This is a genomic window from Streptomyces sp. NPDC028298 (assembly GCF_055565895.1).
The window spans coordinates 702,389-723,593 of sequence record NZ_JBVHTL010000002.1; the positions used below are offsets into that span (position 1 = coordinate 702,389).

The following is a 21,205-nucleotide window of genomic DNA, read 5'->3' on the forward strand; positions in this document are numbered from 1 at the left end:
TTGTCAGAACTCTGCTTCTGGAGGCGCCATGCGGCTCGGTCTCGCGCTCGGCTACTGGGGGCGCGGCCCCTCGGCGGACCATGTGCCGCTCGCCCAGGAGGCGGAGCGGCTCGGCTACCACTCGGTGTGGACCGCGGAGTCCTGGGGCTCGGACGCGTTCACCCCGCTCACCTGGATCGCCGCGCGGACCACGCGCATCCGGCTGGGCACGGCCGTCGCGCAGATGGCCGCCCGCTCCCCCACCACCACCGCGATGCACGCGCTCACGCTCGACCATCTCTCCGGCGGCCGCATGATGCTCGGCCTCGGCCTGTCGGGACCCCAGGTCGTCGAGGGCTGGTACGGGCGGCCGTTCCCCAAGTCGCCGCTGACCGCGACCCGGGAGTACGTCGACGTCGTACGCCAGGTCCTGCGGCGCGAGGGACCGGTAGAGCTGGACGGCCGCTTCCACTCCCACCCGTACCGGGGCGCCGACGGCACGGGGCTCGGCAAGGCGCTGAAGCCGATCACGCACCCGCTGCGGGCCGGACTGCCGCTCCTGCTCGGCGCCGAGGGGCCGAAGAACATCGCGCAGACGACCCGGATCGCCGACGGCTGGCTGCCGCTGTACTGGTCGCCGACCCGCCCTCAGGCGTACGAGGCCTCGCTCACCGACCTGCCCGAGGGCTTCCTCGTCGCACCGATGGCCCGAGCGCACGTGTGTGACGACGTCGCCGAGGGGCTGCTGCCGGTCAAGGCGATGCTCGGCTTCTACATCGGCGGGATGGGGCACGCGGCCCGCAACTTCCACGCCGACCTGATGGCCCGGATGGGCTTCGGGGAGGAGGCCCGCAGAATCCAGCGGCTGTTCCTGGAAGGCCGCCGGGAGGAGGCCGTGCTGGCCGTCCCCGACGCCTTCGCCGACGAGATCTCCCTCGTCGGACCGCGTGAACGCATCGCCGAGCGCCTGGAATCGTGGCGCAAGGGCCCGGTGACCGACCTGCTGGTCCTGTCCCCGGACCCCCACACCCTGCGCGTGCTGGCCGAGCTGAACTCCTAGGGCGGGTACGGCCGTTCCCGCCGCTCCCCGGTCGTTGCCGCCGCCCCGGCCCGTACCGGTCCGTTCCGGCTCCGTACCCGTCCGCTCCGGCCCGCACCCGTCCTCGCCGCGTCAGCCGCCGCTGAGCTGGGACGCCGAGGGCACCTTGTCCTTGACCTCGGCGCCCGCGCTCTTCCCGGCCGCCTTCACCTGGTTGATGACGTCGTCGAAGGAGTTCACGACGGAGTCCGTGGAGTCGCCGTTGCGCAGTTTCGCGGGAAGGTCCTTGAGCGCGGCGATGCCCGCGGCGAGCGGGGCGACGGCCTTCGACAGCGCGGGGTCGCCCTCGGCGTTCTTCGAGGCGGCCTTGAGCCGGTTGTAGGCGAAGACACCGGCCAGCCCGGCCTTGACCAGCGCGAGCTTGCGGCCCTTCGCACCCTTCTTGAAGGTGCCCGCCTTCCAGGGTTTGACGATCCACTGGTAGGTGGCGCCGGCCGCGAGCCCGGCGTTCGCCACGAAGCGGGTCTTGGCGAACTTCTGCTTCTCGGCCGACGTGGTGGGCGTCGGCGTGGCGGCCAACTGCGTCGCGGTGGCGCTGTCCTGGCCGGATCCGTCACCACAGGCCGTGGCGCCGCCGATCAGGACGCAGGAGAGGGTCAGCGCCACGAGCAGGCGCCGTATCGGTACGGGCACGGGATCCTCCGGATGAGGGGACGGTTCTCCCTGTCCGCCGGTGCTCGCCTCCCACGGGGGCGGACACGGCTCTCCCCGGCAGCGTCACCCGGCTCCGGCGGCCGTGCCAGCCGGTGGGGGCCGTTCGGGTTTCATCCGGGGCCGACGGGCAATCCGCTCGACATGTCCCCTAGATATCGCAACGGCAATCAGGCGGGGACGATCATCGCGATCGTCGCCGACGTCATGGCCGTCATTCTCGGTCTCTGGATCCTGATGTATCTGCTCGACGCCAATCGTGGCAACGATCTCGTGCAGTTCATCCACAGCACCGCGGCCTGGCTGGCCGGCTGGTCGCGCGACCTGTTCACCTTCGACAAGGAGTGGGCGCGTGTCGTCGCGGGCTACGGCCTCGCCGCCGTCGTCTACCTGTTCATCGGCCACGCGGTGGCGAACCGCATCCACCGCCACTGACCGGCACCGAAAAAGCCGGGCAGCACCCGACGAGTCCCCCCAAGACTTCTACGAGTTCGACGAGTTCGACGAGTTCACCGTGTCCGGAGCGTCCGGACGGTCCGGGAAGCCGGGACCGTCCGGACCTTCAGCGCGTCGGCGTGCAGCAGTCGGGGTCCAGGCCGGACGGCAGACGCTCGCCGCCGAAGACCGCGCAGGTCGGCTCGTCGCCGCCCAGTGCTGCGACCGCCAGGAGCAGGGAGCCCGCCGTCCAGGTGGTGAGCTCCTCGGGCCAGACGGCCCGGTCCTCGAAGACGTAGCCCGTCCAGTACAGACCGGACCGCGGATCGCGCAGGTGCTGGATGGACTGGAGGATCTCCAGCGCACGGTCCGACTCGCCCACCGCCCAGAGCGCCAGCGCGAGTTCGGCCGACTCACCGCCGGTCACCCACGGGTTGGGGACCACGCAGCGCACCCCGAGCCCGGGCACCACGAAGCGGTCCCAGCCCTCCTCTATACGGGACTTGGCCTCGGCGCCCGTCAACGCGCCCCCGAGCACCGGGTAGTACCAGTCCATGGAGTAGCGGTCCTTGTCGAGGAACCGCTCCGGGTGCAGCCGGATGGCGTGCCGCAGCGCGCCGACGGCCAGCTCCCAGTCGGGCTGCGGCTCCTCACGCTGCTCGGCGATCGCGAGGGCGCAGCGCAGCGCGTGGTGGACCGACGAACTCCCGGTGAGCAGCGCGTCGTCGACCGGCGTTCCGTCGTCCTCGCGCTTCCAGCCGATCTGTCCGCCGGGCTGCTGGAGCCGCAGCACGAACTCCACGGCCGCGTAGACGGCGGGCCACATGCGGTCCAGGAAGACGTCGTCGCCGGTCGCCAGGTAGTGGTGCCAGACGCCCACCGCGATGTACGCGCAGAAGTTGGTCTCGCGGCCCCGGTCGGTGACGTCCTCGAAGTCCCCGTCGGCGTAGGCCGCGTACCAGGACCCGTCCTCGTTCTGGTGCCGTGCCAGCCACTCGTAGGCGCGCTCGGCGGCCTCGTGCTCGCCGGCCGCGTCGAGGGCCATGGCGGCCTCGGTGTGGTCCCACGGGTCGAGGTGGTGGCCGCGGAACCAGGGGATGGCTCCGTCGGGGCGCTGCACCGCGAGGATCCCGCGCACGGTGGCGGCGGCCTCCTCGGCGGTGAGGACCCCGGGCAGGACGAGGTGTTCTGTCCGCCGGGGAGTGGTCACGTGGCGTCCGCCTCGGAAGCGGCCTTCGCGGAGTCGGTCGTGTCCGCGAGCTTCGGCAGGTGCGGCTTGGTGGCGTACGCCACGAAGCTCTTGCCGATCACCGGGTTCAGCGCCTGCTCGACGACCCGGGTGGCCAGCGGCTTCTTCATGATGTCCCAGACCAGCAGCTTGTGGTACGCCCGCACGGGCAGCGCCTTGTCGTTGTCGACGCCGAACGCGCACTTCAGCCACCAGTACGGCGAGTGCAGCGCGTGCGCGTGGTGCGAGCCGTAGGGCCGCAGGCCGGCCTCACGGATCTTCGCGAGCAGTTCGTCCGCCTTGTAGATGCGGATGTGGCCGCCCTCGACCTCGTGGTAGGCGTCGGACAGCGCCCAGCAGACCTTCTCCGGGCCGTAGCGGGGCACGGTGATGGCGATGCGTCCGCCCGGCTTGAGCACACGGACCATCTCGGCGAGGACGCCCTTGTCGTCGGGGATGTGCTCCATGACCTCGGAGATGATCACGACGTCGAAGGACTCGTCGGGGAAGGGCAGCGCGAGCGCGTCGCCCTCCATGGCCGTCGCGGTGGCCCCGGCGGGCGCCTCCCCGGCCTCCTTCATCGCCGCGAACCACTTCGCGACCTCGCGGATCTCCTCGCCGTTCTGGTCCAGCGCCACGACCTGCGCGCCGCGCCGGTAGCACTCGAACGCGTGCCGGCCGGCACCGCATCCGAGGTCCAGGACGCGGTCGCCGGGGGCGAGCGGGAACCGGGAGAAGTCGACGGTCAGCACGTGGCCCTGCTTTCGCGGTTGGCTGCAACTAGTTCTTCGGCGGCGGGGGTGGCTTCCGCGGCCTCGGCGCGGTCGGGTCCCGGGGTCGCCGGGGAGCCGCCGCGCGCGTCGGTGCCCGCGGTGACGGCCGCGCGCGAGCGGAGCCGGGACGCGGGGAGGGCCATCGCCGCACGGTAGTGGGCCACCGTGCCCTCGGCCGCCTTGGCCCAGGTGAAGCGCGCCAGGACGCGCTCGCGCCCGGCGGCACCGAGCCGTGCCCGCAGCGCGGGGTCGCCGAGAAGTCGGCCGAGAGCCGCCGCGAGGGCTCCCGGGTCGCCCGGCGGGACCGCGAGACAGGTCTCGCCGTCGGGGCCCGCGACCTCCGGGATCGCTCCGCCGGTGGTGGCCACCAGGGGCGTGCCGGTGGCCATCGCCTCGGCGGCGGGAAGCGAGAAGCCCTCGTACAGGGAGGGCACGCAGGCGACTTCGGCCGAGCGGACGAGGTCGACGAGCTCGGCGTCGGAGATGCCCTTGACGAACTCGACGGCGCCGTCGAGGCCGTACCGCTCGATGGCCTGGGCCACCGGCCCGTCCTCGGCGCGCTTGCCGACGACGACGAGGTGCGCGCCCGGGTGCTCGGTCCGCAGCTTCGCGAGCGCCTCGACGAGGAACACCAGGCCCTTGAGGGGCACGTCGGCGCTGGAGGTGGTGACGATGCGGCCCGGTACCTGGGGCACGGACGGGTCCGGGGAGAACAGGTCGGTGTCCGCGCCGATGTGGACGACGTGGATGCGGTCCTGCTCGACCCGGAGGTGGTCGACGATCTCCTGGCGGGAGGTGCCGGAGACGGTGAGCACGGACGGCAGGCGGCGCGCGACGCGCTTCTGCATCCGGGTGAAGGCGTACCAGCGGCGCACGGAGGCGCGGCGCTGCCAGCCCTCGGCGGCGTCCAGTTCGAGCTGCCGGTCGACGGTGATGGGGTGGTGGATCGTGGTCACCAGCGGAGCGCCGACGTCCCCGAGGAGGCCGTAGCCGAGGGTCTGGTTGTCGTGGACGACGTCGAACTCGCCGCGCCGGGCCCGCAGATGCCGGCGGGCGCGCAGCGAGAAGGTCAGCGGCTCGGGGAAGCCGCCGGTCCACATCGTGCCGACCTCGAGGGCGTCGATCCAGTCGCGGTACTCGTCACGCGCGGGCGTGCGGAAGGGGTCCGGCTGGCGGTACAGGTCCAGGCTGGGCAGCTCGGTGAGGCTCAGGCCCGGCAGGCCCTCGTCGAGCACGGGGTAGGGCTGGGAGCCGATGACCTCGACGCGGTGGCCGAGGCGGGCGAGTTCGCGCGAGAGGTGCCGTACATAGACACCCTGGCCGCCGCAGAACGGGTTTCCCTTGTACGTGAGGAGCGCGATGCGCAGGGGTCGGTCCCCGTCGGCTGCCGCGCCCTCCCCGGGGTCCGCCTCCATGGCCTCAGCGGTCACTTCCGGTCCCCTTCTCCCTGCACTTTCCCGCGAGATTACGCCGGGACGCTAATCTAGAACAAGTTTCAGACTTGATCGTTCACGGAGCACTGAATCTACCGGCAGGTAGCGCCGCTGTGAGCGGTGGATCAGGTGATTCACGCCACGACCGGGCGGCTGGATCGCCTGGTTCACCCGGTGGTGTCACGCCCTGCCGGGCCGGCTCACCGCTCCCTCTCGCTGATGTCACGGAACGGACCCATGCCTGCGGAAGCCAAGGCGGACTCGAACAACGCGCGACCGGCGCCGGGGGCCAGCACGCCCGCCGCGTCCTCCGGCGCCGCGCACCACCGGCCGCACTCCATCGCGCATCCCGCCTCCCCGCCGCTCACCGAGCGCCAGGAGGCGCGCCGCCGCCGGATCCTGCACGCGAGCGCGCAGCTCGCCAGCCGGGGCGGCTTCGACGCCGTACAGATGCGCGAGGTCGCGGAGTCGTCGCAGGTCGCCCTCGGCACCCTGTACCGCTATTTCCCCTCGAAGGTGCATCTGCTGGTCGCCACGATGCAGGACCAGCTCGAGCACATGCACGGCACGCTGCGCAAGAAGCCGCCGGCCGGGGACACGGCCGCCGAGCGGGTGGCGGAGACCCTGATGCGGGCGTTCCGCGCCCTCCAGCGGGAGCCGCACCTGGCCGACGCGATGGTCCGCGCGCTCACCTTCGCGGACCGCAGTGTCAGCCCCGAGGTCGACCAGGTCTCGCGGCAGACCACGGTGATCATCCTGGACGCGATGGGCCTCGACGACCCGACGCCCGACCAGCTCTCCGCCGTCCGGGTGATCGAGCACACCTGGCACTCCGCCCTGATCACCTGGCTCTCCGGCCGCGCCTCGATCGCCCAGGTCAAGATAGACATCGAGACGGTCTGCCGCCTGATCGACCTGACGGGCCCGGACGACCGGTAGCTCCGGCGGCTCCGGCGTCTCCGGTACGAGGGGCAGCGCCGCCCGCCCGAACGGGAAGGCCGGTACTCGCAGGAGCGCCGGCCCGAGCGTCAAGGCCAGTACCTGCGGAAGCACCCGTACGACCGGGTGCGCCGCTCCGAGCCCACCCTCTCCTAGCCCACCCGCCCCTGGCCCACCCGTTCCAGGCCGCTCCAGCTCCGCCCGATCGCCGTCTCCCCGGCCCAGCGCTCCAGCAGCCGCCGCGCCTCCGGCTCCGGGGCCGCGAGCGACACCGCCTGGGCGCCCGCCCGGACATCGCGTTCCTGCTGATGGGTGCCCTCGCTGCAGCAGGCGCACAGGACACGTACGGAACTGGCGGGTTCGGCGCCGAAGCCGTGCTCGGTGAACAGGGTGAGCAGGGCGTCCAGGTCGTCGCTCTCGCCGGCCGCGACCGTCACCTCCAGCGTCGGCAGCGGTGAGGGTTCGAAGAGCGTGAGCTCGTCGAACACCGGGTACGCCGTGCCCTCGTAGACCCGTTCGCCCTTGGGCTCGCCGTCGTGCACGACGATCTCGCCGTACCGGCGCCCGCCCGTGACGGGCACGTTCACGACGCGTCCCCGGGTCGGGCACAACCGCTCGATCCACACGACCTCCCGCTGCCCGTCGGTGTCCAGCCGTACGCAGGCGGCGCCGAAGCGTCCCGCGATCTCGCCCTCACCCTCGGGGATCTCGATGCCGAAGCCGGCCCAGGCGTCGCGGGCCGTCGCCCAGTCCCGCAGGATCGTGGCGGCGATGCCGAGGTTCCAGTACGCGGGATCGCCCTCGCCGCGCGGGGAGCGGGCCGCCGCCGCCCGTCCGAGGTCGAGCGCCTTGTCCCAGTTCCGCAGGAACTTGTGGGCGAGCGCGGCGTCGTACCACCACACCGCGCTCCGCTCCTCGTCGGGGAAATGCGCCAGAACCCGCTCGTAGAGGTCGGCGGAGCGCTGCCACTCCTCGGCGTCCCACGCCGCCTCCGCTTCGCCGATCAGTTTCCTGGCCTCGGACTTCTGCACTGTTCCCGCCCCGGTCGATCCGTCGAAAGCCGGAGGATATCGGGGACGGTGGAGCGTCCCCGTGCCCGGCGGCCTATTCCTCCGGCGGGAACACCGGTTCGCCGCCGGCCAGCAGCGAGATCATGACGGCCTCCACCGGGCAGCCCTCCGCCGCTTCGAGGATCTTCTCGTTGGCGTCGGTCTCCGCCTCGACGGGGTGGGACTGCATGCCGGTGTCGAGGCGGAAGGCGTCCGGGGCGAGGTGGACGCACTGGGCCGAGCCGATGCAGACGGACCGGTCGACCTCGACCTGCCAGCGGTCGCCCATCCTCAGGCCTCCCAGCCGGCCGGCAGGTGGATCATCTTGTGCTCCAGGAACTCCCCGTACCCCTCGGGCCCGAACTCCCGCCCCAGACCGGAGTTCTTGTAGCCGCCGAAGGGGCCCAGCATGTCGAGGCTGAAGGTGTTCACCGAGTAGGTGCCGGTACGGACCTGGCGGGCGATGTCGATGCCGTGGGCGACGTCCGCGGTCCAGACGCTGCCGCTCAGCCCGTAGTCGGAATCGTTGGCGATCTTCACGGCCTCGGCCTCGTCGCCGTAGGGGAGCAGACAGATCACCGGGCCGAAGATCTCCTCCCGGGCGATGCGCATCGTGTTGTCGACGTCCCCGAACAGGGTGGGTTCGACGTACCAGCCGCGGTCCAGCCCCTGCGGACGTCCGCCGCCGGCCAGGATCTTGGCGCCCTCCTCCTGGCCGATGCGGATGTAGTCGAGGTTGCGCCGCTGCTGCCGCTCGGCGACCAGCGGGCCGACCTGGGTGGCCGGGTCGAGCGGATCTCCGACGACCAGCGCGTTCGCCGCCGTGGCGAAGGCGTCCGCGAACTCGTCGTAGCGCGAGCGGGGCACGAGGATGCGGGTCTGGGCCACGCAGGCCTGGCCGTTGTTCATCCAGGCCGCCGAGACGATCCCGGGGACCGCGGTGGCGAGGTCCGCGTCGGGCAGCACCACGGCCGCCGACTTGCCGCCCAACTCCAGCGTCACGCGGGTGAGATGACGGGAGGCGACCTCCATTACGCGTTTGCCGGCGGCGACCGAGCCGGTGAAGGAGACCTTGTCGACGCCGGGGTGTCCGACCAGGTACTCGCTGACCTCGCGGTCGGCCGGAAGGATCGACAGCACCCCTTCGGGCAGCCCGGCCTCCTTCGCGATCTCGCCGAGCAGATAGGCGTCGAGCGGCGATTCGGGCGACGGCTTCAGTACGACGGTGCAGCCGGTCAGCAGCGCGGGCGCGAGCTTGGCCGCCGCGACGAACTGCGGGACGTTCCAGGGCACCACGGCCGCCACCACGCCCACCGGCTCGCGGCGGACGAGGAGCTTGCCGAGGACTCCGTCGCGCTTCTCCTCGTACGGGTAGTCGCGCGCGACCGTGATCGCCGCGTCCCACACCATCATCGCGCCGAGGGCCTGCGCGAGGACGCTCCAGGAGTAGGGGGAGCCGTTCTCCGAGGAGATGACGCGGGCGATCTCCTCGTGCCGTACGGCGATGGCGTCCTTGATCCGGGTCACGACGGCGATCCGCTCGTCGAGGCTCGTCCGCGGCCAGGGGCCCTCGTCGAACGCCCGGCGCGCGGCGGCGACGGCACGGTCGACATCGGCCGTCGAGGCGTGCGGCACCCGGCCGATGACCTCCTCGGTGTGCGGCGAGATCACCTCGATGACGTCCTTGCCGAGCGGGTCGGTCAACTCCCCGCCGATGAACAGTTGTCCGTGTTCCACGAGCTCGGTCATGGCCGACTGCCTCCCAAGGACGCTCTCTGCCACTACTTCTGACGCTTCATCAGATACGAGAACTGATACCAGTTCCAGCCGGATGAGTCCACGCCGCGGACACGGCGACGGACCGCGGAACATGCGGACACGACAGTCGACTTGGGCTCCCATTGGAACCCGTTCTAGTTATAGTGGCGGGAGTCGGCGATGGGTGGGAGCGCATGACGCAGGTGACCGATCACGGCGGGGGCGTACGGTCGATCAGGGTCCCCATCCCGGACAATCCGCTCGGCCACACGCTGGTGTATCTCGTCGACACGGACGCGGGTCCCGTGCTCGTCGACACCGGCTGGGACGACCCGGCCTCCTGGGACACCCTCACCGAGGGGATCACCGGCTGCGGGACCTCCGTCACGGAGATCCACGGCGTGGTCATCACCCACCACCACCCCGACCACCACGGTCTGTCGGGCCGGGTCCGGGAGGCGTCCGGCGCCTGGATCGCGATGCACGCCGCCGACGCGGCGATCGTCCGGCGCACCCGCGAGACCAGGCCCGAGGGCTGGTTCGCCTACATGGCCGCGAAACTGACGGCCTGCGGCGCCCCGGACGAGCACGTGGCCCCGCTCCGCGAGGCACCCCGCTCCCTGCGCCGCCCCAGCACCCTGCCCGGATTCTCCCCCGCCCTGCCCGACCGCGAGATCGTCCCCGGCGAACTCCTGCCCCTGCCCGGCCGCCGACTGCGGGCCGTCTGGACCCCCGGCCACACCCCCGGACACGTGTGCCTCCACCTGGAGGAGGCCCACCCGGACCGACTGCCCGGCAACGGACGCCTGTTCTCCGGCGACCACCTGCTGCCGAGGATCACCCCGCACATCGGCCTCTACGAGGACCCGGACACCCACGGGCGCCCGCCCTACGCGGGCGGCGTCGACGGCCTCGCGGAGATCGCCGACCCCCTCGGCGACTACCTCGACTCCCTGGAGCGCGTCGGCCGCCTCGGCCCCGCCGAGGTGCTCCCGGCCCACCAGCACGTGTTCACCGACGCCCCCGCGCGGGTCACCGAACTGCTCGCGCACCACGAGGAGCGGCTCACCGGCCTGCTCGCCCTGCTCTCCGTACCGCTCACACCCTGGCAGCTCGCCGAGCGCATGGAGTGGAACCGCCCCTGGGCCGAGATCCCCTACGGATCACGGAACATCGCGGTCTCCGAGGCCGAGGCCCACATCCGCCGCCTGGTGAAACTGGGACGGGCGGAGGCGGTGGCGGGCAGCGACCCGGTGACGTACGCGGCGGTGTGAGACCACCCGGGCACCCACCGAGTCCCCGGCACTGCCGGACTCCGGTCCCCACCGAGCCGGCACCCACCCGCACCCGGGGCCGCCGATCGGCGCGCCCCACCGACTTCGCCGGCCCGCGCCCTCCTCAGCCCAACAACTCCCGTATCAACTCGTCTGCCTCGCCGAGGAGTTCGACCTCCCGCGGGCTCATCGTCGGGTTGGCCGCACGGCGCCGGCCCGCCTCGACGAGTCCCGCCTCGGTCACCTGGTCCTCGTTCCCGTCGAGCAGCGCCTCCAGCGTCTCCCCGGCCACGTCCCCGATCGCCTCGCCGCCGACGGCGACCTGGGCGAGGATCACGGCGGACATCGCCCAGTCGAGACCGGGCGGCCCCTCCTCGGCGTTGGACCAGTCGATGACCTTCGGCCCGTCCGGGGTCAGCATCACGTTGTCGGGATGCAGGTCCAGATGGAGAACGCGGACGCCGGGATCGTCGGAGAGCCGGGCGGGCACGGCGTGCAGCTTCCGCAGCAGCCTGGCCAGGGTCAGCCCCGCCTCCTGGGCGGAGAGCAGCCCCTGCCCGAAGGCCTCCAGCATGGTCGGCCCCGACAGCCGCTCCATCACCAGGTCCCCGCGGGTCGCGGCCCGCACACCCGGCACCGGATAGCCGTGCGAGCGCACGTGCTGCATCACCGCCGCCTCGGCCGTCGCGTCGCCCCAGCCCGCGCGGTCCCGCCGCAGCACCCACGCCTCGTCGATCTCGTAGACGTCCGCCGAACGCCCCGAGCCGAGCAGTCTCCCCGTTCGCATGGGCCCGAACCTAGCGGATGTCGCCCAGGTCACCCCGGGCCAGTGCCGAACGCGACAACCGACGGCCTCGGACCGGCCGGTAGAGTGTGCGCGTCGTCATCACACCCGTACGAGGAGAAGCCGGTGCAAATCCGGCGCTGACCCGCAACCGTGAGCCACCTTCGGTGGTGAGCCGGATCGCCTCGCCCGGGACGTGACCGGCTCGTGCCCTCGGCAGCCCGCCGACGGCCGGCATCGTCGAGGGATACGGAGCCGGAGCCGCCCGGAAGCCTCAGTGTGCCCGGTGCTGCCCGTCTCCCCGCAGGGAGAGTCATGTCTGTTCGCCGCACCGCAGCGGTACTGGCCACCACCGCCGTCATCGGGGCGGTGATCGCCCCGGCCGCCTCCGCCGCCGACTCGTCCCCGTCCCCGTCGCCCTCGGCGGCCCTCCCCTCGGGCCTGTTCGGCTCCGCCGACCCGACCTACGACGGCGTCTGGCGGCAGTCGCTCGCACTGCTCGCCCAGCACACCGCCGGCCAGAGCCCGGCCTCCTCGGCCGTGGGCTGGCTGACCGACCAGCAGTGCGCGAACGGCGCCTTCGCCGCCTACCGCGCCGACTCGAGCGCCGCGTGCGACGCGAAGACCCAGGTCGACACCAACAGCACGGCGGCGGCCGTCCAGGCGCTCGGCGGGCTCGGCGGGCACGACGACGCCACCGGCAAGGCCGTGACCTGGCTGAAGTCCGTGCAGAACAAGGACGGCGGCTGGGGCTACATGGCCGGCGGCCCCAGCGACACCAACTCGACGTCCGTCGTGATCGGCGCGCTGAAGGCGGTCGGCACGAAGCCCGCGAGCGTCACCAAGGACGGCAAGTCCCCCTACGACGCCCTGGTGAAGCTGTCGACGGCCTGCGACTCCGATGGTGAGGGCGCCTTCGCCTACCAGCCCGACAAGAAGGGCAAGCTGGCGGCGAACGCGGACGCGACCGCCGCGGGCGTGACCGCCGGCATGGGCCAGGGTTTCGTGGCGGAGACCGGCAACGCGTTCGACCTCACGGGCTGCCACGTCGGCGACAAGCCCAACCTCGCGGACGCCGCGGGGAACGGCGCCAACTATCTCGGCCAGGCGCTGGCGAAGACCTCGTACCTGAAGTCCGCGCTCCCCGGCGCCGAGGACCAGCCCGACTACGGCAACACGGCGGACGCGGTCGTGGCCCTCGCGGCCATCGGCGCGACGAAGGACGCGCAGAAGCCGCTCGCCTGGCTGGAGAAGAACTCCGCCGACTGGGCAGCCAAGTCCGGCCCCGCCGCGTACGCGCAGCTCATCTTCGCGGCACACGCCACCGGCACCGACCCGCGCGCCTTCGGCGGCAAGGACCTCGTCGCACAGCTCGCCGCCACGGGCCCGGGCCCGGTCGCGGCCGGCGCCTCGGCGAGCCCGAGCGAGAAGAAGAACGACGAGAAGAAGGACGACGGCAACGGGCTCGGCGTCTGGTGGATCATCGGCGTCGGCCTGGTCGCGGGCATCGGCATCGGCTTCCTGATCAGCGGCCGCAACAAGAAGAAGCAGCCGTGACCCGCCGTCGGACGGCCGCGCTCGCCCTGGCGCTCGTGCCCGCCCTCCTGCTCCTCGTCCTCGGCGGCGCGGGGCAGGCGGGCGCGGTCGGCTACCGCTACTGGTCCTTCTGGGACCTGACCGGCGGAAAGTGGACCTACGCCACCCAGGGGCCGTCGACCGCGCGGCCGTCCGACGGAGACGTCCAGGGCTTCCGCTTCGCCGTGAGCGAGGACTCCCGGCACGCCGTACAGCCGCGCGGGGAGCGGGAGTTCACCGCGATATGCGCCAAGACGCCCGCCCGGCCCGGCACGAAGCGGGTGGCCCTGGTCATCGACCCGGGCACGGCCGCCGACGCGCCGTCCGGCGAGCGTCCGCCGGCCGCGCGCACCGCCTGCGCCCAGGTCGCGCCCGACGCGAGCACGGCCGAAGCCCTGGCCGAGGTCGCCGCCCCCCTGCGCTACGACACCAACGCCCTCCTCTGCGCCATCACCGGCTATCCGCGTACGGGCTGCGGCGACCCCGTCGCGGCCGGCGGACCGACCGCGACCGCCCGCCCGGGCGCCTCCGCGCCGGCCCACCAGGGCCCCTCGGTGGGCCTGCTGGCGGGAGCGGCCGCGGTGGCCGTGCTGGGCGCGGCGGCCGTATGGCAGGCCCGCCGGCGCAGGGGCTAGGCACAGCTCATGACCGAGGCCGACCACCCCACCGCCCCGAAGCCGCGGACCTCCCGCCGACCCGAACCACACCGGGAACCCGGCATGCCGGTCCCTCGACACCCGGAGCCGGACGCGAGCGAGTCGAAGGCACCGCGGAGCACGAGCACGGCGGGATCACCGCCGGACACCGACCGGGCGGAGCCATCGCCGAGCGACGCCCCGGCGGGTTCGCAGCCCCCCGCCGCGCCCGCCGCCCCCGGCGTCCCGTCACGAGGCACCCGCACCCTCCCTGACCCCCGCCCTCGCCCCCATACCCTCGGTCCCGCTGCGGTGGCCCGGGCCGACGCGCTGCATCCCGGGGCCTGGTGGGTCTGGGCGCTGGGGCTCGGCACGGCCGCCTCGCGCACCACCAACCCGCTGCTGCTGGCGCTGCTCATGGCGGTGGCGGGCTTCGTGGTGGCCACCCACCGCAGCGACGCCCCGTGGGCCCGTTCCTACGCCGCGTTCGTGAAGCTGGCGGCGGCCGTCCTCGTCATCCGTCTGGCCTTCGCCGTCTTCCTCGGCTCCCCGATCCCCGGCACGCACGTGATCGTCACACTCCCCGAGATCCCCCTCCCGCACTGGGCGCAGGGGGTGCGCGTCGGCGGCCGGGTCACCGCCGAGGGCCTGCTCTTCGCGCTCTACGACGGCCTGAAGCTGGCCGCCCTCCTCGTCTGCGTCGGCGCCGCCAACGCCCTGGCGAACCCGGCACGACTGCTCAAGTCGCTGCCGGGAGCGCTGTACGAGGCGGGCGTCGCGGTGGTCGTCGCGCTGACCTTCGCTCCCCACCTGATCGCCGACGTCCAGCGGCTGCGCGCCGCGCGCCGGCTCCGTGGCCGCCCCGACCGGGGGCTGCGCGGCCTGCTGCACGTGGGACTCCCCGTCCTGGAGGGCGCGTTGGAGCGTTCGGTCGCACTGGCGGCGGCGATGGACGCACGCGGCTACGGGCGTACGGCACAGGTCCCGGCCGCCATACGCCGGACCACCGGCGCCCTGACCCTGGGCGGCCTGCTCGGTGTCTGCGCCGGAACGTACGGACTGCTGACCGCGGCGGGCGACACCTACGGCCTTCCGGTCCTGCTGGCCGGGCTCGGCGCGGCGCTCGGCGGCCTGTGGCTGGGCGGCCGCCGCTCACCGCGCACGCGGTACCGGCCGGACCTCTGGGGCGTCCGGGCCTGGCTGGTCGCCGGGTCGGGCGTGGCGGTCGCGGCCCTGATGATCGTGGCCGCCTCCCAGGACCCCGCGGCGCTGCGCCCCGGCGTCATCCCCCTGGTCGCCCCCGACCTCCCGCTCCTGCCCGCGGCCGCGATCCTGCTCGGCCTGCTCCCCGCCTTCGCGGCCCCGGCCGCCCGGCGAACCCCTGCCCCCGAGGAGTCATCGTGATCCGCTTCGAGGATGTCTCCGTGACGTACGCGGGAGCGGCCGAACCCGCCGTCCGGGGCGTGGACTTCGAGGTGCCCGAGGGCGAACTGGTGCTGCTGGTCGGCCCGTCCGGGGTCGGCAAGTCGACGGTGCTGGGCGCGGTGAGCGGGCTGGTCCCGCACTTCACGGGCGGAACGCTGCGCGGCCGGGTCACCGTCGCGGGGCGGGACACCCGGACCCACAAGCCGCGCGAACTCGCGGACGTGGTCGGCACGGTGGGCCAGGACCCGCTCTCCCACTTCGTGACGGACACGGTGGAGGACGAACTCGCCTACGGCATGGAGTCGCTGGGCCTCGCGCCGGCCGTGATGCGCCGCCGGGTCGAGGAGACCCTCGACCTGCTCTCGCTGGCCGACCTCCGCGACCGCCCGATCGCCACGCTGTCCGGCGGCCAGCAGCAGCGGGTCGCGATCGGTTCGGTGCTCACCCCGCACCCGCGGGTCCTGGTCCTCGACGAGCCCACCTCGGCCCTGGACCCCGGCGCCGCCGAGGAGGTCCTGGCCGTCCTGCAGCGCCTGGTCCACGACCTCGGCACCACGGTCCTGATGGCCGAGCACCGCCTGGAACGGGTCGTCCAGTACGCCGACCGGATCGCCCTGCTGCCCGCGCCGGGAGCGCCGCTGACGCTCGGCACCCCGGCCGAGATCATGGCCGTGTCCCCGGTGTGCCCGCCGGTCGTGGAGCTCGGCCGCCTGGCCGGCTGGTCCCCGCTCCCCCTGACCGTGCGCGACGCACGCCGCAGGGCGGGAACCCTGCGCGAACGCCTCACCACCACACCCCCACCCGAACCCACGACCCCTCGCCCCCTCCCCCTCCCCCAGACACAGTCACAGTCACCGAAACCCCCAGCCACCCCCACCCCCCTCCTCTCCCGCCTCTTCCGCGGACGGGGACGGGAACGCGGAGGAGGCGGGAGCGCGCCGACGACCACGCCCCCTCCCCCGCCGTCGGAGGTGGCCGTCGTCGAGTCGCTGGCGGTCCGGCGCGGGCGCGTCGAGGCGCTGCGGCGGGTCGACCTGACCGCGGGGCCGGGCGAGACCATCGCGCTGATGGGCCGCAACGGCGCAGGGAAGTCGACCCTGCTCGGAGCGCTGGTCGGGCTCGTCGAACCGGCGGCCGGATCCGTCCGGGTCGGCGGGGCGACACCGCACCGCACGGCGCCGCGTGACCTCGTACGCCGCGTGGGACTCGTACCTCAGGAGCCGCGGGACCTGCTGTACGCGGACACGGTGGCCGCCGAGTGCGCGGCGGCCGACGAGGACGCCGGGGCCGCGGCCGGAACCTGCCGGGCGCTGGTGTCCGAGCTGCTGCCGGACATCGCGGACGACACGCACCCGCGTGATCTGTCGGAGGGGCAGCGGCTGGCGCTGGCGCTGGCCGTCGTCCTCACGGCGCGTCCCCCGCTGCTGCTGCTCGACGAGCCGACCCGGGGCCTCGACTACGCGGCCAAGGCCCGGCTGGTCTCCTTGCTGCGCGGGCTGGCCGCCGGCGGGCACGCCATCGTGCTGGCCACCCACGACGTGGAACTCGCCGCCGAACTGGCCGACCGTGTGGTGATCCTCGCGGACGGTGAGGTCGTCGCCGACGGTCCCACCGCCGAGGTGGTCGTCGCGTCCCCGTCCTTCGCCCCGCAGGTCGCCAAGATCCTGGCCCCCGAGCCGTGGCTCACCGTCGCCCAGGTCGGAAGGGCCCTCGCATGACCACCACCGACCCCTCCGCCCACCCCCGTTCCCGCCCTCAGCCTCAGCCCCAGGCCCGGGCCGTCCGTCTCGGCCCGCGTTCCGTCGCCGCCCTGGTCCTGGTCAGCGCGACCGGAGCGGCCGGATTCGGCTGGCCGCTCTTCGCGGGTCCCGGCTCGCAGGTCAGCGCGCACGCCCAGGACGCGCCCTGGCTGTTCGCGGGGCTCCTCGTCCTGCTGGTCGCGGTGGTCGCGGCGACGATCTCCGAATCGGGCCTCGGCCCGAAGGCGGTCGCCATGCTCGGTGTGCTGGCCGCGACCGGCGCCGCGCTGCGCCCGCTGGGGGCCGGGACAGCCGGGATCGAGCCCATGTTCTTCCTGATGGTGCTGAGCGGCCGGGTGCTCGGGCCGGGTTTCGGCTACGTCCTCGGGTCCGTGACCATGTTCGCGTCGGCGCTGCTGACGGGCGGGGTGGGGCCCTGGATGCCGTTCCAGATGCTGGCCATGGGCTGGTTCACGATGGGGGCCGGGCTCCTGCCGGGCCCGGACCGGCTGCGCGGCCGCGCGGAGCTGCTGATGCTCGCCGGGTACGGCTTCCTCGCCGCCTTCGCCTACGGCACCGTCATGAACCTGGCCGGCTGGCCCTTCATGGACGCGCTGGCCTCGAACATCGCCTTCGACCCGCACGCCGCCGTACCCGCCAACCTCGCCCGCTTCCTCGCGTACTGCCTGGCGACCTCGCTCGGCTGGGACCTGGGGCGGGCGGTGGTCACGGTCGTCCTGACCCTGACGATCGGCACGACCCTCCTCAAGGCGCTGCGCAGGGCCACGCGCCGGGCGGCTTTCGAGAGCCCGGTCACGTTCGACCCGCGGTGATCAGGGACCCACGTCACAGCGCCGGTCAGCACCGCGTGGCCTCCCCCGCACCGTCCGTCAGGGGCGGGGTGAACCGGCCCACAGGGCGCAGGTCACATACGAGGCGCCCTAGTAGACACAGCACCTGACATGCCCCCACCAATACACCCTCTGACCTGCACATTGAGAGCCACGTCACACCACACCCACCCCCCTCGAATGCGACCACAACTAGTAAAAAGGTTCATTGCGGACGGGCTCGGATCCTGTTTGTCTTGAGGACGTCGCCAGGCGCCACGAGCCCCCACGGGCCGCGGCGCCGACGTACGCCGCTCCTTCCACACACCACGTGGTCACGGCGCACCAGCGACTCCATGTCCCCGAGGAAACAGGTTCTCCGTGTCCGTCTCCGTCATCCGCCGCATCGTCTCTTCCCCGAAGAAGGCCCTCGCCGGTACCGCCGTGGCCGCCGCCACCGCCGGTATGGTCCTGGCCGCGGCGCCTGCTCAGGCCGCCACGCCGACCAGCGCCTCCGCCGCGAAGTCGATCGCCCACACGATGATTCCGGACGCCTCGCAGTTCAACGCCTTCAGCAAGATCGTCGAGCACGAGAGCGGCTGGAACGTCAGCGCGACCAACTCGTCCTCCGGTGCGTACGGCCTGGTCCAGGCGCTTCCCGGCTCCAAGATGGCCTCCGCCGGCTCCGACTGGAAGACCAACCCCAAGACCCAGATCAAGTGGGGTCTGGACTACATGAACTCCCGCTACGGCAGCCCGGCCGGTGCCTGGAGCTTCTGGCAGGCCAACGGCTGGTACTGATCAGCCCCGCAAACACAAGGCGGCACCCCGTTCCGGGGCTGCCGCCTTCGTCGTACCCGGCCCCACCCCTTTCTCCCCCTCCGTCCGACCACAACCTTCTTTCGCCCCCTCCGCCCCTACCCGACCCGAACCTGGGGCTCCGCCCCAGACCCCGCTCCTCAATCGCCGGAGGGGCTGAAACTTGCGCCGCCCGGAGCTGAAAGCGTTGGTGGGCCGGGCCGAGAGCTTTGGCGGTCCGGGTTGGAGCTTCCCCCGACCAAGGCTGGAAGCCGTGACCGGCCGGGGTTGGAACTTTCGCCGACCGGGGCGGGAAGCTTTGGCCGGCCGGGGCTGGAAGCTTTGGCCGGCCGGACTGAAAGCTTTGGCCGGCCGGGGTTGGGACTTTCGTCGGCCGGAATTGGAACCGTCTGGATCACGCGCCCGCAGTCGGGATCCGGCGTGAGGGGACGTGCCGGTACATCAATGGCCGTCGCCACCGACGCCCACATCTCCGCCCAACGGCGACGGGCTGATGCACCGGCACGGCCCCGACCCACCCACCGGCCGGAGCCGCGAGCGCGGACACGACCCCGCCCCCGTGGTGGACTGGCCCCCATGACCCCGCCGCACGACCCCGAGTCAAGAGGCCTCCGCCTCGTGCCCGCGCTGTTGTCACTGACCGTCGTCAGCGGCCTCATCGACGCGGTGAGCTACCTCGGCCTGGGCCACGTCTTCACGGCCAACATGACCGGCAACGTGGTGGTCCTCGGCTTCGCCGCCGCCGGCGCCCCCGGCTTCTCCGTCCCGCACACCCTCACCTCCCTGTGCTGCTTCGTGGCCGGCGCCACAGCCGGCGGACGGACGACCGTCCGCCTGAGCGACGGCCCCCGCCGCACCTGGGCCCGCGCCGTCTTCGGAGCCGAGGCGATCCTGACGGCCGCCTGCGCGGCGGTGGCCTTCGCCGCCCCGCACGCGACCGCCACCACCTACACCGTGATCGCCGTCACGGCCTTCGCGATGGGCCTGCGCAACGCGACGGTCCGCAGGCTCGGCATCGCCGACCTGACGACCACCGTCCTGACGATGACCCTCACGGGCCTGGCCGCCGACAGCCGCGCCGGCGGCGGCGCGGGCCACCACTCCCCGCGCCGCACCGCCTCCGTCCTGGCGATGGCGGCCGGCGCCCTGCTCGGCGCGTGGCTGGTCCTGAACCACGGCCTCGCCCTCCCCCTGCTGATCGCGGCCCTGATCCCCGCAGCCCTGGCGGCAACCGTCTCCGGCCGGGAGTAGCGCCGCAAGCCCGCGGCAAACCCGCGGCAAACCCGCCGCGAGCCCACGGCAAACGCCCCGCGCCCCCTCACACCCGCTGAATGATCGTCCCCGTCGCGAGCCCCCCACCCGCACACATCGTGATCAACGCGAACTCCTTGTCCGCCCGCTCCAGTTCATGCAGCGCGGTGGTGATGAGCCGCGCCCCCGTGGCCCCCACCGGATGCCCGAGCGCGATCCCGCCCCCGTTCACGTTCACCTTCTCCAGGTCCTGCTCGAAGACCTGCGCCCAGCTCAGCACCACGGACGCGAACGCCTCGTTGATCTCGACGAGGTCGATGTCCTTCAGCGACATCCCGGCCTTGCCGAGCACCGCCCGGGTCGCGTCGATCGGCCCGTCCAGGTGGAAGTGCGGGTCCGAACCCACCAGAGCCTGGGCCACGATCCGCGCCCGCGGCCGCAGCTTCAGCGCCCGCGCCATCCGCTTGGAGGCCCACAGGATGGCCGCCGAACCGTCGGAGATCTGGGAGGAGTTGCCGGCCGTGTGAACGGCCGTCGGCATCACCGGCTTCAGCTTCGCCAGCGCCTCCATGGACGTGTCGCGCAGCCCCTCGTCCCGGTCGACGAGCCGCCACATGCCCTGCCCGGCCCGCTGTTCGTCCTCGGTGGTGGGCACCTGCACGGCGAACGTCTCGCGCTTGAAGCGCTCCTCGGCCCAGGCCACGGCGGCCCGTTCCTGCGAGATGAGCCCGAGGGAGTCGACGTTCTCCCGGGTCAGTCCGCGGTGGCGCGCTATCCGTTCGGCCGCCTCGAACTGGTTGGGCAGATCGACGTTCCACTCGTCGGGGAACGGCTTGCCGGGCCCGTGCTTGGACCCCGAGCCCAGCGGCACCCGCGACATCGCCTCGACACCGCAACTGATCCCGACGTCGATGACACCCGCGGCGATCATGTTGGCGACCATGTGGGAGGCCTGCTGCGAGGACCCGCACTGGCAGTCGACGGTCGTCGCGGCCGTCTCGTAGGGCAGTCCCACGGTCAGCCAGGCGGTGCGCGCGGGGTTCATGGACTGTTCGCCGGCGTGGGTCACCGTGCCGCCGACGATCTGCTCGACGCAGTCGGCGGGGATGCCGGTGCGGCCGAGGAGTTCACGGTAGGTCTCGCCCAGGAGATAGGCGGGGTGCAGATTGGCGAGCGCGCCTCCGCGCTTGCCGATGGGGGTCCGTACGGCTTCGACGATCACGGGTTCCGCGGCCATGGGGGCTCGTCCTCTCCTCAGGCCTGCCCGGCGGCCAGGCCCTGGCTGAACCGCGCAGCGCGGGGCGTCCCGGCCCACCCACCGCGCAGAACTAGAACGCGTACCAGTTCTGCGTGCAGTTTGCTGAGCGAACCCCCCGCGCCGCAAGGGTCGTGCAGCTCCCGAAGTCGTGATCTGCACCAATCCCGCACGGAATTGGGAGGGCCGCGCCTCTTGCCACTTGTAGAACCCGTTACTACCTTCACGGCGATTCCATGTTCCTGATGACCCGTCAGAATTACGTGCGAGAAAG

Annotated in this window: 20 protein-coding genes; 11 read left to right on the plus strand and 9 right to left on the minus strand. The window is 72.8% G+C overall.

Going from position 1 to position 21,205, the window contains the following annotated elements; all coding sequences use genetic code 11:
• The first annotated feature begins 28 nt into the window (after nt 1–28).
• On the plus strand, nt 29–1,039 hold the full coding sequence (locus tag ACZ4TO_RS11640; protein ID WP_468024064.1) for an LLM class F420-dependent oxidoreductase: 1,011 nt from the start codon (nt 29–31) through the stop codon (nt 1,037–1,039).
• A 111-nt stretch (nt 1,040–1,150) separates the two neighbouring features.
• On the opposite strand, the gene ACZ4TO_RS11645 is transcribed toward ACZ4TO_RS11640, so the two are convergent.
• Nucleotides 1,151–1,711, minus strand: coding sequence for a hypothetical protein (locus tag ACZ4TO_RS11645; protein WP_382781606.1), 561 nt, complete (start codon nt 1,709–1,711; stop codon nt 1,151–1,153).
• A 162-nt stretch (nt 1,712–1,873) separates the two neighbouring features.
• On the opposite strand from ACZ4TO_RS11645, the gene ACZ4TO_RS11650 reads away from it, so the two are divergent.
• Nucleotides 1,874–2,164, plus strand: a complete 291-nt coding sequence (locus ACZ4TO_RS11650) for a hypothetical protein (protein WP_382781609.1) — start codon at nt 1,874–1,876, stop codon at nt 2,162–2,164.
• Nucleotides 2,165–2,291: 127 nt separating this feature from the next.
• On the opposite strand, the gene ACZ4TO_RS11655 is transcribed toward ACZ4TO_RS11650, so the two are convergent.
• The 3 genes from ACZ4TO_RS11655 to ACZ4TO_RS11665 are packed head-to-tail and all read right to left on the minus strand — an operon-like array spanning nt 2,292 to nt 5,595.
• Complete coding sequence (locus ACZ4TO_RS11655) at nt 2,292–3,374, minus strand: prenyltransferase/squalene oxidase repeat-containing protein (protein ID WP_382781612.1); 1,083 nt, start codon at nt 3,372–3,374, stop codon at nt 2,292–2,294.
• Nucleotides 3,371–4,144 (minus strand): class I SAM-dependent methyltransferase, encoded by a 774-nt coding sequence (locus ACZ4TO_RS11660; protein ID WP_382781615.1) that lies wholly within the window; start codon nt 4,142–4,144, stop codon nt 3,371–3,373. Before ACZ4TO_RS11660 ends, ACZ4TO_RS11655 begins: the two co-directional genes overlap by 4 nt.
• A complete protein-coding gene (locus tag ACZ4TO_RS11665; protein WP_468024065.1) occupies nt 4,138–5,595 on the minus strand; it encodes a glycosyltransferase family 4 protein in 1,458 nt (485 codons plus the stop codon). Before ACZ4TO_RS11665 ends, ACZ4TO_RS11660 begins: the two co-directional genes overlap by 7 nt.
• Nucleotides 5,596–5,835: 240 nt before the next feature.
• Between ACZ4TO_RS11665 and ACZ4TO_RS11670 the strand changes: the two genes are divergently transcribed.
• Nucleotides 5,836–6,537, plus strand: coding sequence for a TetR family transcriptional regulator (locus tag ACZ4TO_RS11670; protein WP_385042153.1), 702 nt, complete (start codon nt 5,836–5,838; stop codon nt 6,535–6,537).
• A 152-nt stretch (nt 6,538–6,689) separates the two neighbouring features.
• Here ACZ4TO_RS11670 and ACZ4TO_RS11675 read toward each other — a convergent pair whose 3' ends face one another.
• The 3 genes from ACZ4TO_RS11675 to ACZ4TO_RS11685 form a co-directional block, all read right to left on the minus strand.
• On the minus strand, nt 6,690–7,568 hold the full coding sequence (locus ACZ4TO_RS11675) for a tetratricopeptide repeat protein (RefSeq protein ID WP_382781624.1): 879 nt from the start codon (nt 7,566–7,568) through the stop codon (nt 6,690–6,692).
• A gap of 73 nt (nt 7,569–7,641) precedes the next feature.
• Complete coding sequence (locus ACZ4TO_RS11680) at nt 7,642–7,875, minus strand: ferredoxin (protein ID WP_382781626.1); 234 nt, start codon at nt 7,873–7,875, stop codon at nt 7,642–7,644.
• Between the two features lie 2 nt (nt 7,876–7,877).
• Nucleotides 7,878–9,335, minus strand: coding sequence for an aldehyde dehydrogenase (locus ACZ4TO_RS11685; protein WP_382781630.1), 1,458 nt, complete (start codon nt 9,333–9,335; stop codon nt 7,878–7,880).
• 203 nt (nt 9,336–9,538) lie between these two features.
• Between ACZ4TO_RS11685 and ACZ4TO_RS11690 the strand changes: the two genes are divergently transcribed.
• Nucleotides 9,539–10,618 (plus strand): MBL fold metallo-hydrolase, encoded by a 1,080-nt coding sequence (locus ACZ4TO_RS11690; protein WP_468024066.1) that lies wholly within the window; start codon nt 9,539–9,541, stop codon nt 10,616–10,618.
• A 124-nt stretch (nt 10,619–10,742) separates the two neighbouring features.
• Here the strand turns inward: ACZ4TO_RS11690 and ACZ4TO_RS11695 are convergent, their stop codons facing one another.
• A complete protein-coding gene (locus ACZ4TO_RS11695) occupies nt 10,743–11,405 on the minus strand; it encodes a phosphotransferase (protein WP_382781637.1) in 663 nt (220 codons plus the stop codon).
• Nucleotides 11,406–11,717: 312 nt separating this feature from the next.
• Between ACZ4TO_RS11695 and ACZ4TO_RS11700 the strand changes: the two genes are divergently transcribed.
• The 7 genes from ACZ4TO_RS11700 to ACZ4TO_RS11730 all read left to right on the plus strand — a co-directional run bounded on the left by ACZ4TO_RS11700 (nt 11,718) and on the right by ACZ4TO_RS11730 (nt 19,676).
• A complete protein-coding gene (locus tag ACZ4TO_RS11700) occupies nt 11,718–12,959 on the plus strand; it encodes a prenyltransferase/squalene oxidase repeat-containing protein (protein WP_468024067.1) in 1,242 nt (413 codons plus the stop codon).
• Complete coding sequence (locus ACZ4TO_RS11705; RefSeq protein WP_451074914.1) at nt 12,956–13,612, plus strand: SCO2322 family protein; 657 nt, start codon at nt 12,956–12,958, stop codon at nt 13,610–13,612. The genes ACZ4TO_RS11700 and ACZ4TO_RS11705 overlap by 4 nt, the downstream gene beginning before the upstream one ends.
• 312 nt (nt 13,613–13,924) lie before the next feature.
• Complete coding sequence (locus tag ACZ4TO_RS11710; RefSeq protein WP_385042158.1) at nt 13,925–15,016, plus strand: CbiQ family ECF transporter T component; 1,092 nt, start codon at nt 13,925–13,927, stop codon at nt 15,014–15,016.
• On the plus strand, nt 15,013–16,755 hold the full coding sequence (locus tag ACZ4TO_RS11715) for an ABC transporter ATP-binding protein (protein ID WP_468024068.1): 1,743 nt from the start codon (nt 15,013–15,015) through the stop codon (nt 16,753–16,755). The genes ACZ4TO_RS11710 and ACZ4TO_RS11715 overlap by 4 nt, the downstream gene beginning before the upstream one ends.
• On the plus strand, nt 16,752–17,609 hold the full coding sequence (locus tag ACZ4TO_RS11720) for an ECF transporter S component (RefSeq protein WP_468024069.1): 858 nt from the start codon (nt 16,752–16,754) through the stop codon (nt 17,607–17,609). Before ACZ4TO_RS11715 ends, ACZ4TO_RS11720 begins: the two co-directional genes overlap by 4 nt.
• Nucleotides 17,610–17,987: 378 nt before the next feature.
• On the plus strand, nt 17,988–18,407 hold the full coding sequence (locus tag ACZ4TO_RS11725) for an aggregation-promoting factor C-terminal-like domain-containing protein (protein WP_382781656.1): 420 nt from the start codon (nt 17,988–17,990) through the stop codon (nt 18,405–18,407).
• A 594-nt stretch (nt 18,408–19,001) separates the two neighbouring features.
• Nucleotides 19,002–19,676 (plus strand): YoaK family protein, encoded by a 675-nt coding sequence (locus ACZ4TO_RS11730; protein ID WP_382781659.1) that lies wholly within the window; start codon nt 19,002–19,004, stop codon nt 19,674–19,676.
• A 67-nt stretch (nt 19,677–19,743) separates the two neighbouring features.
• Here ACZ4TO_RS11730 and ACZ4TO_RS11735 read toward each other — a convergent pair whose 3' ends face one another.
• Nucleotides 19,744–20,913, minus strand: coding sequence for a steroid 3-ketoacyl-CoA thiolase (locus tag ACZ4TO_RS11735; RefSeq protein WP_382781662.1), 1,170 nt, complete (start codon nt 20,911–20,913; stop codon nt 19,744–19,746).
• Nucleotides 20,914–21,205 lie beyond the last annotated feature (292 nt).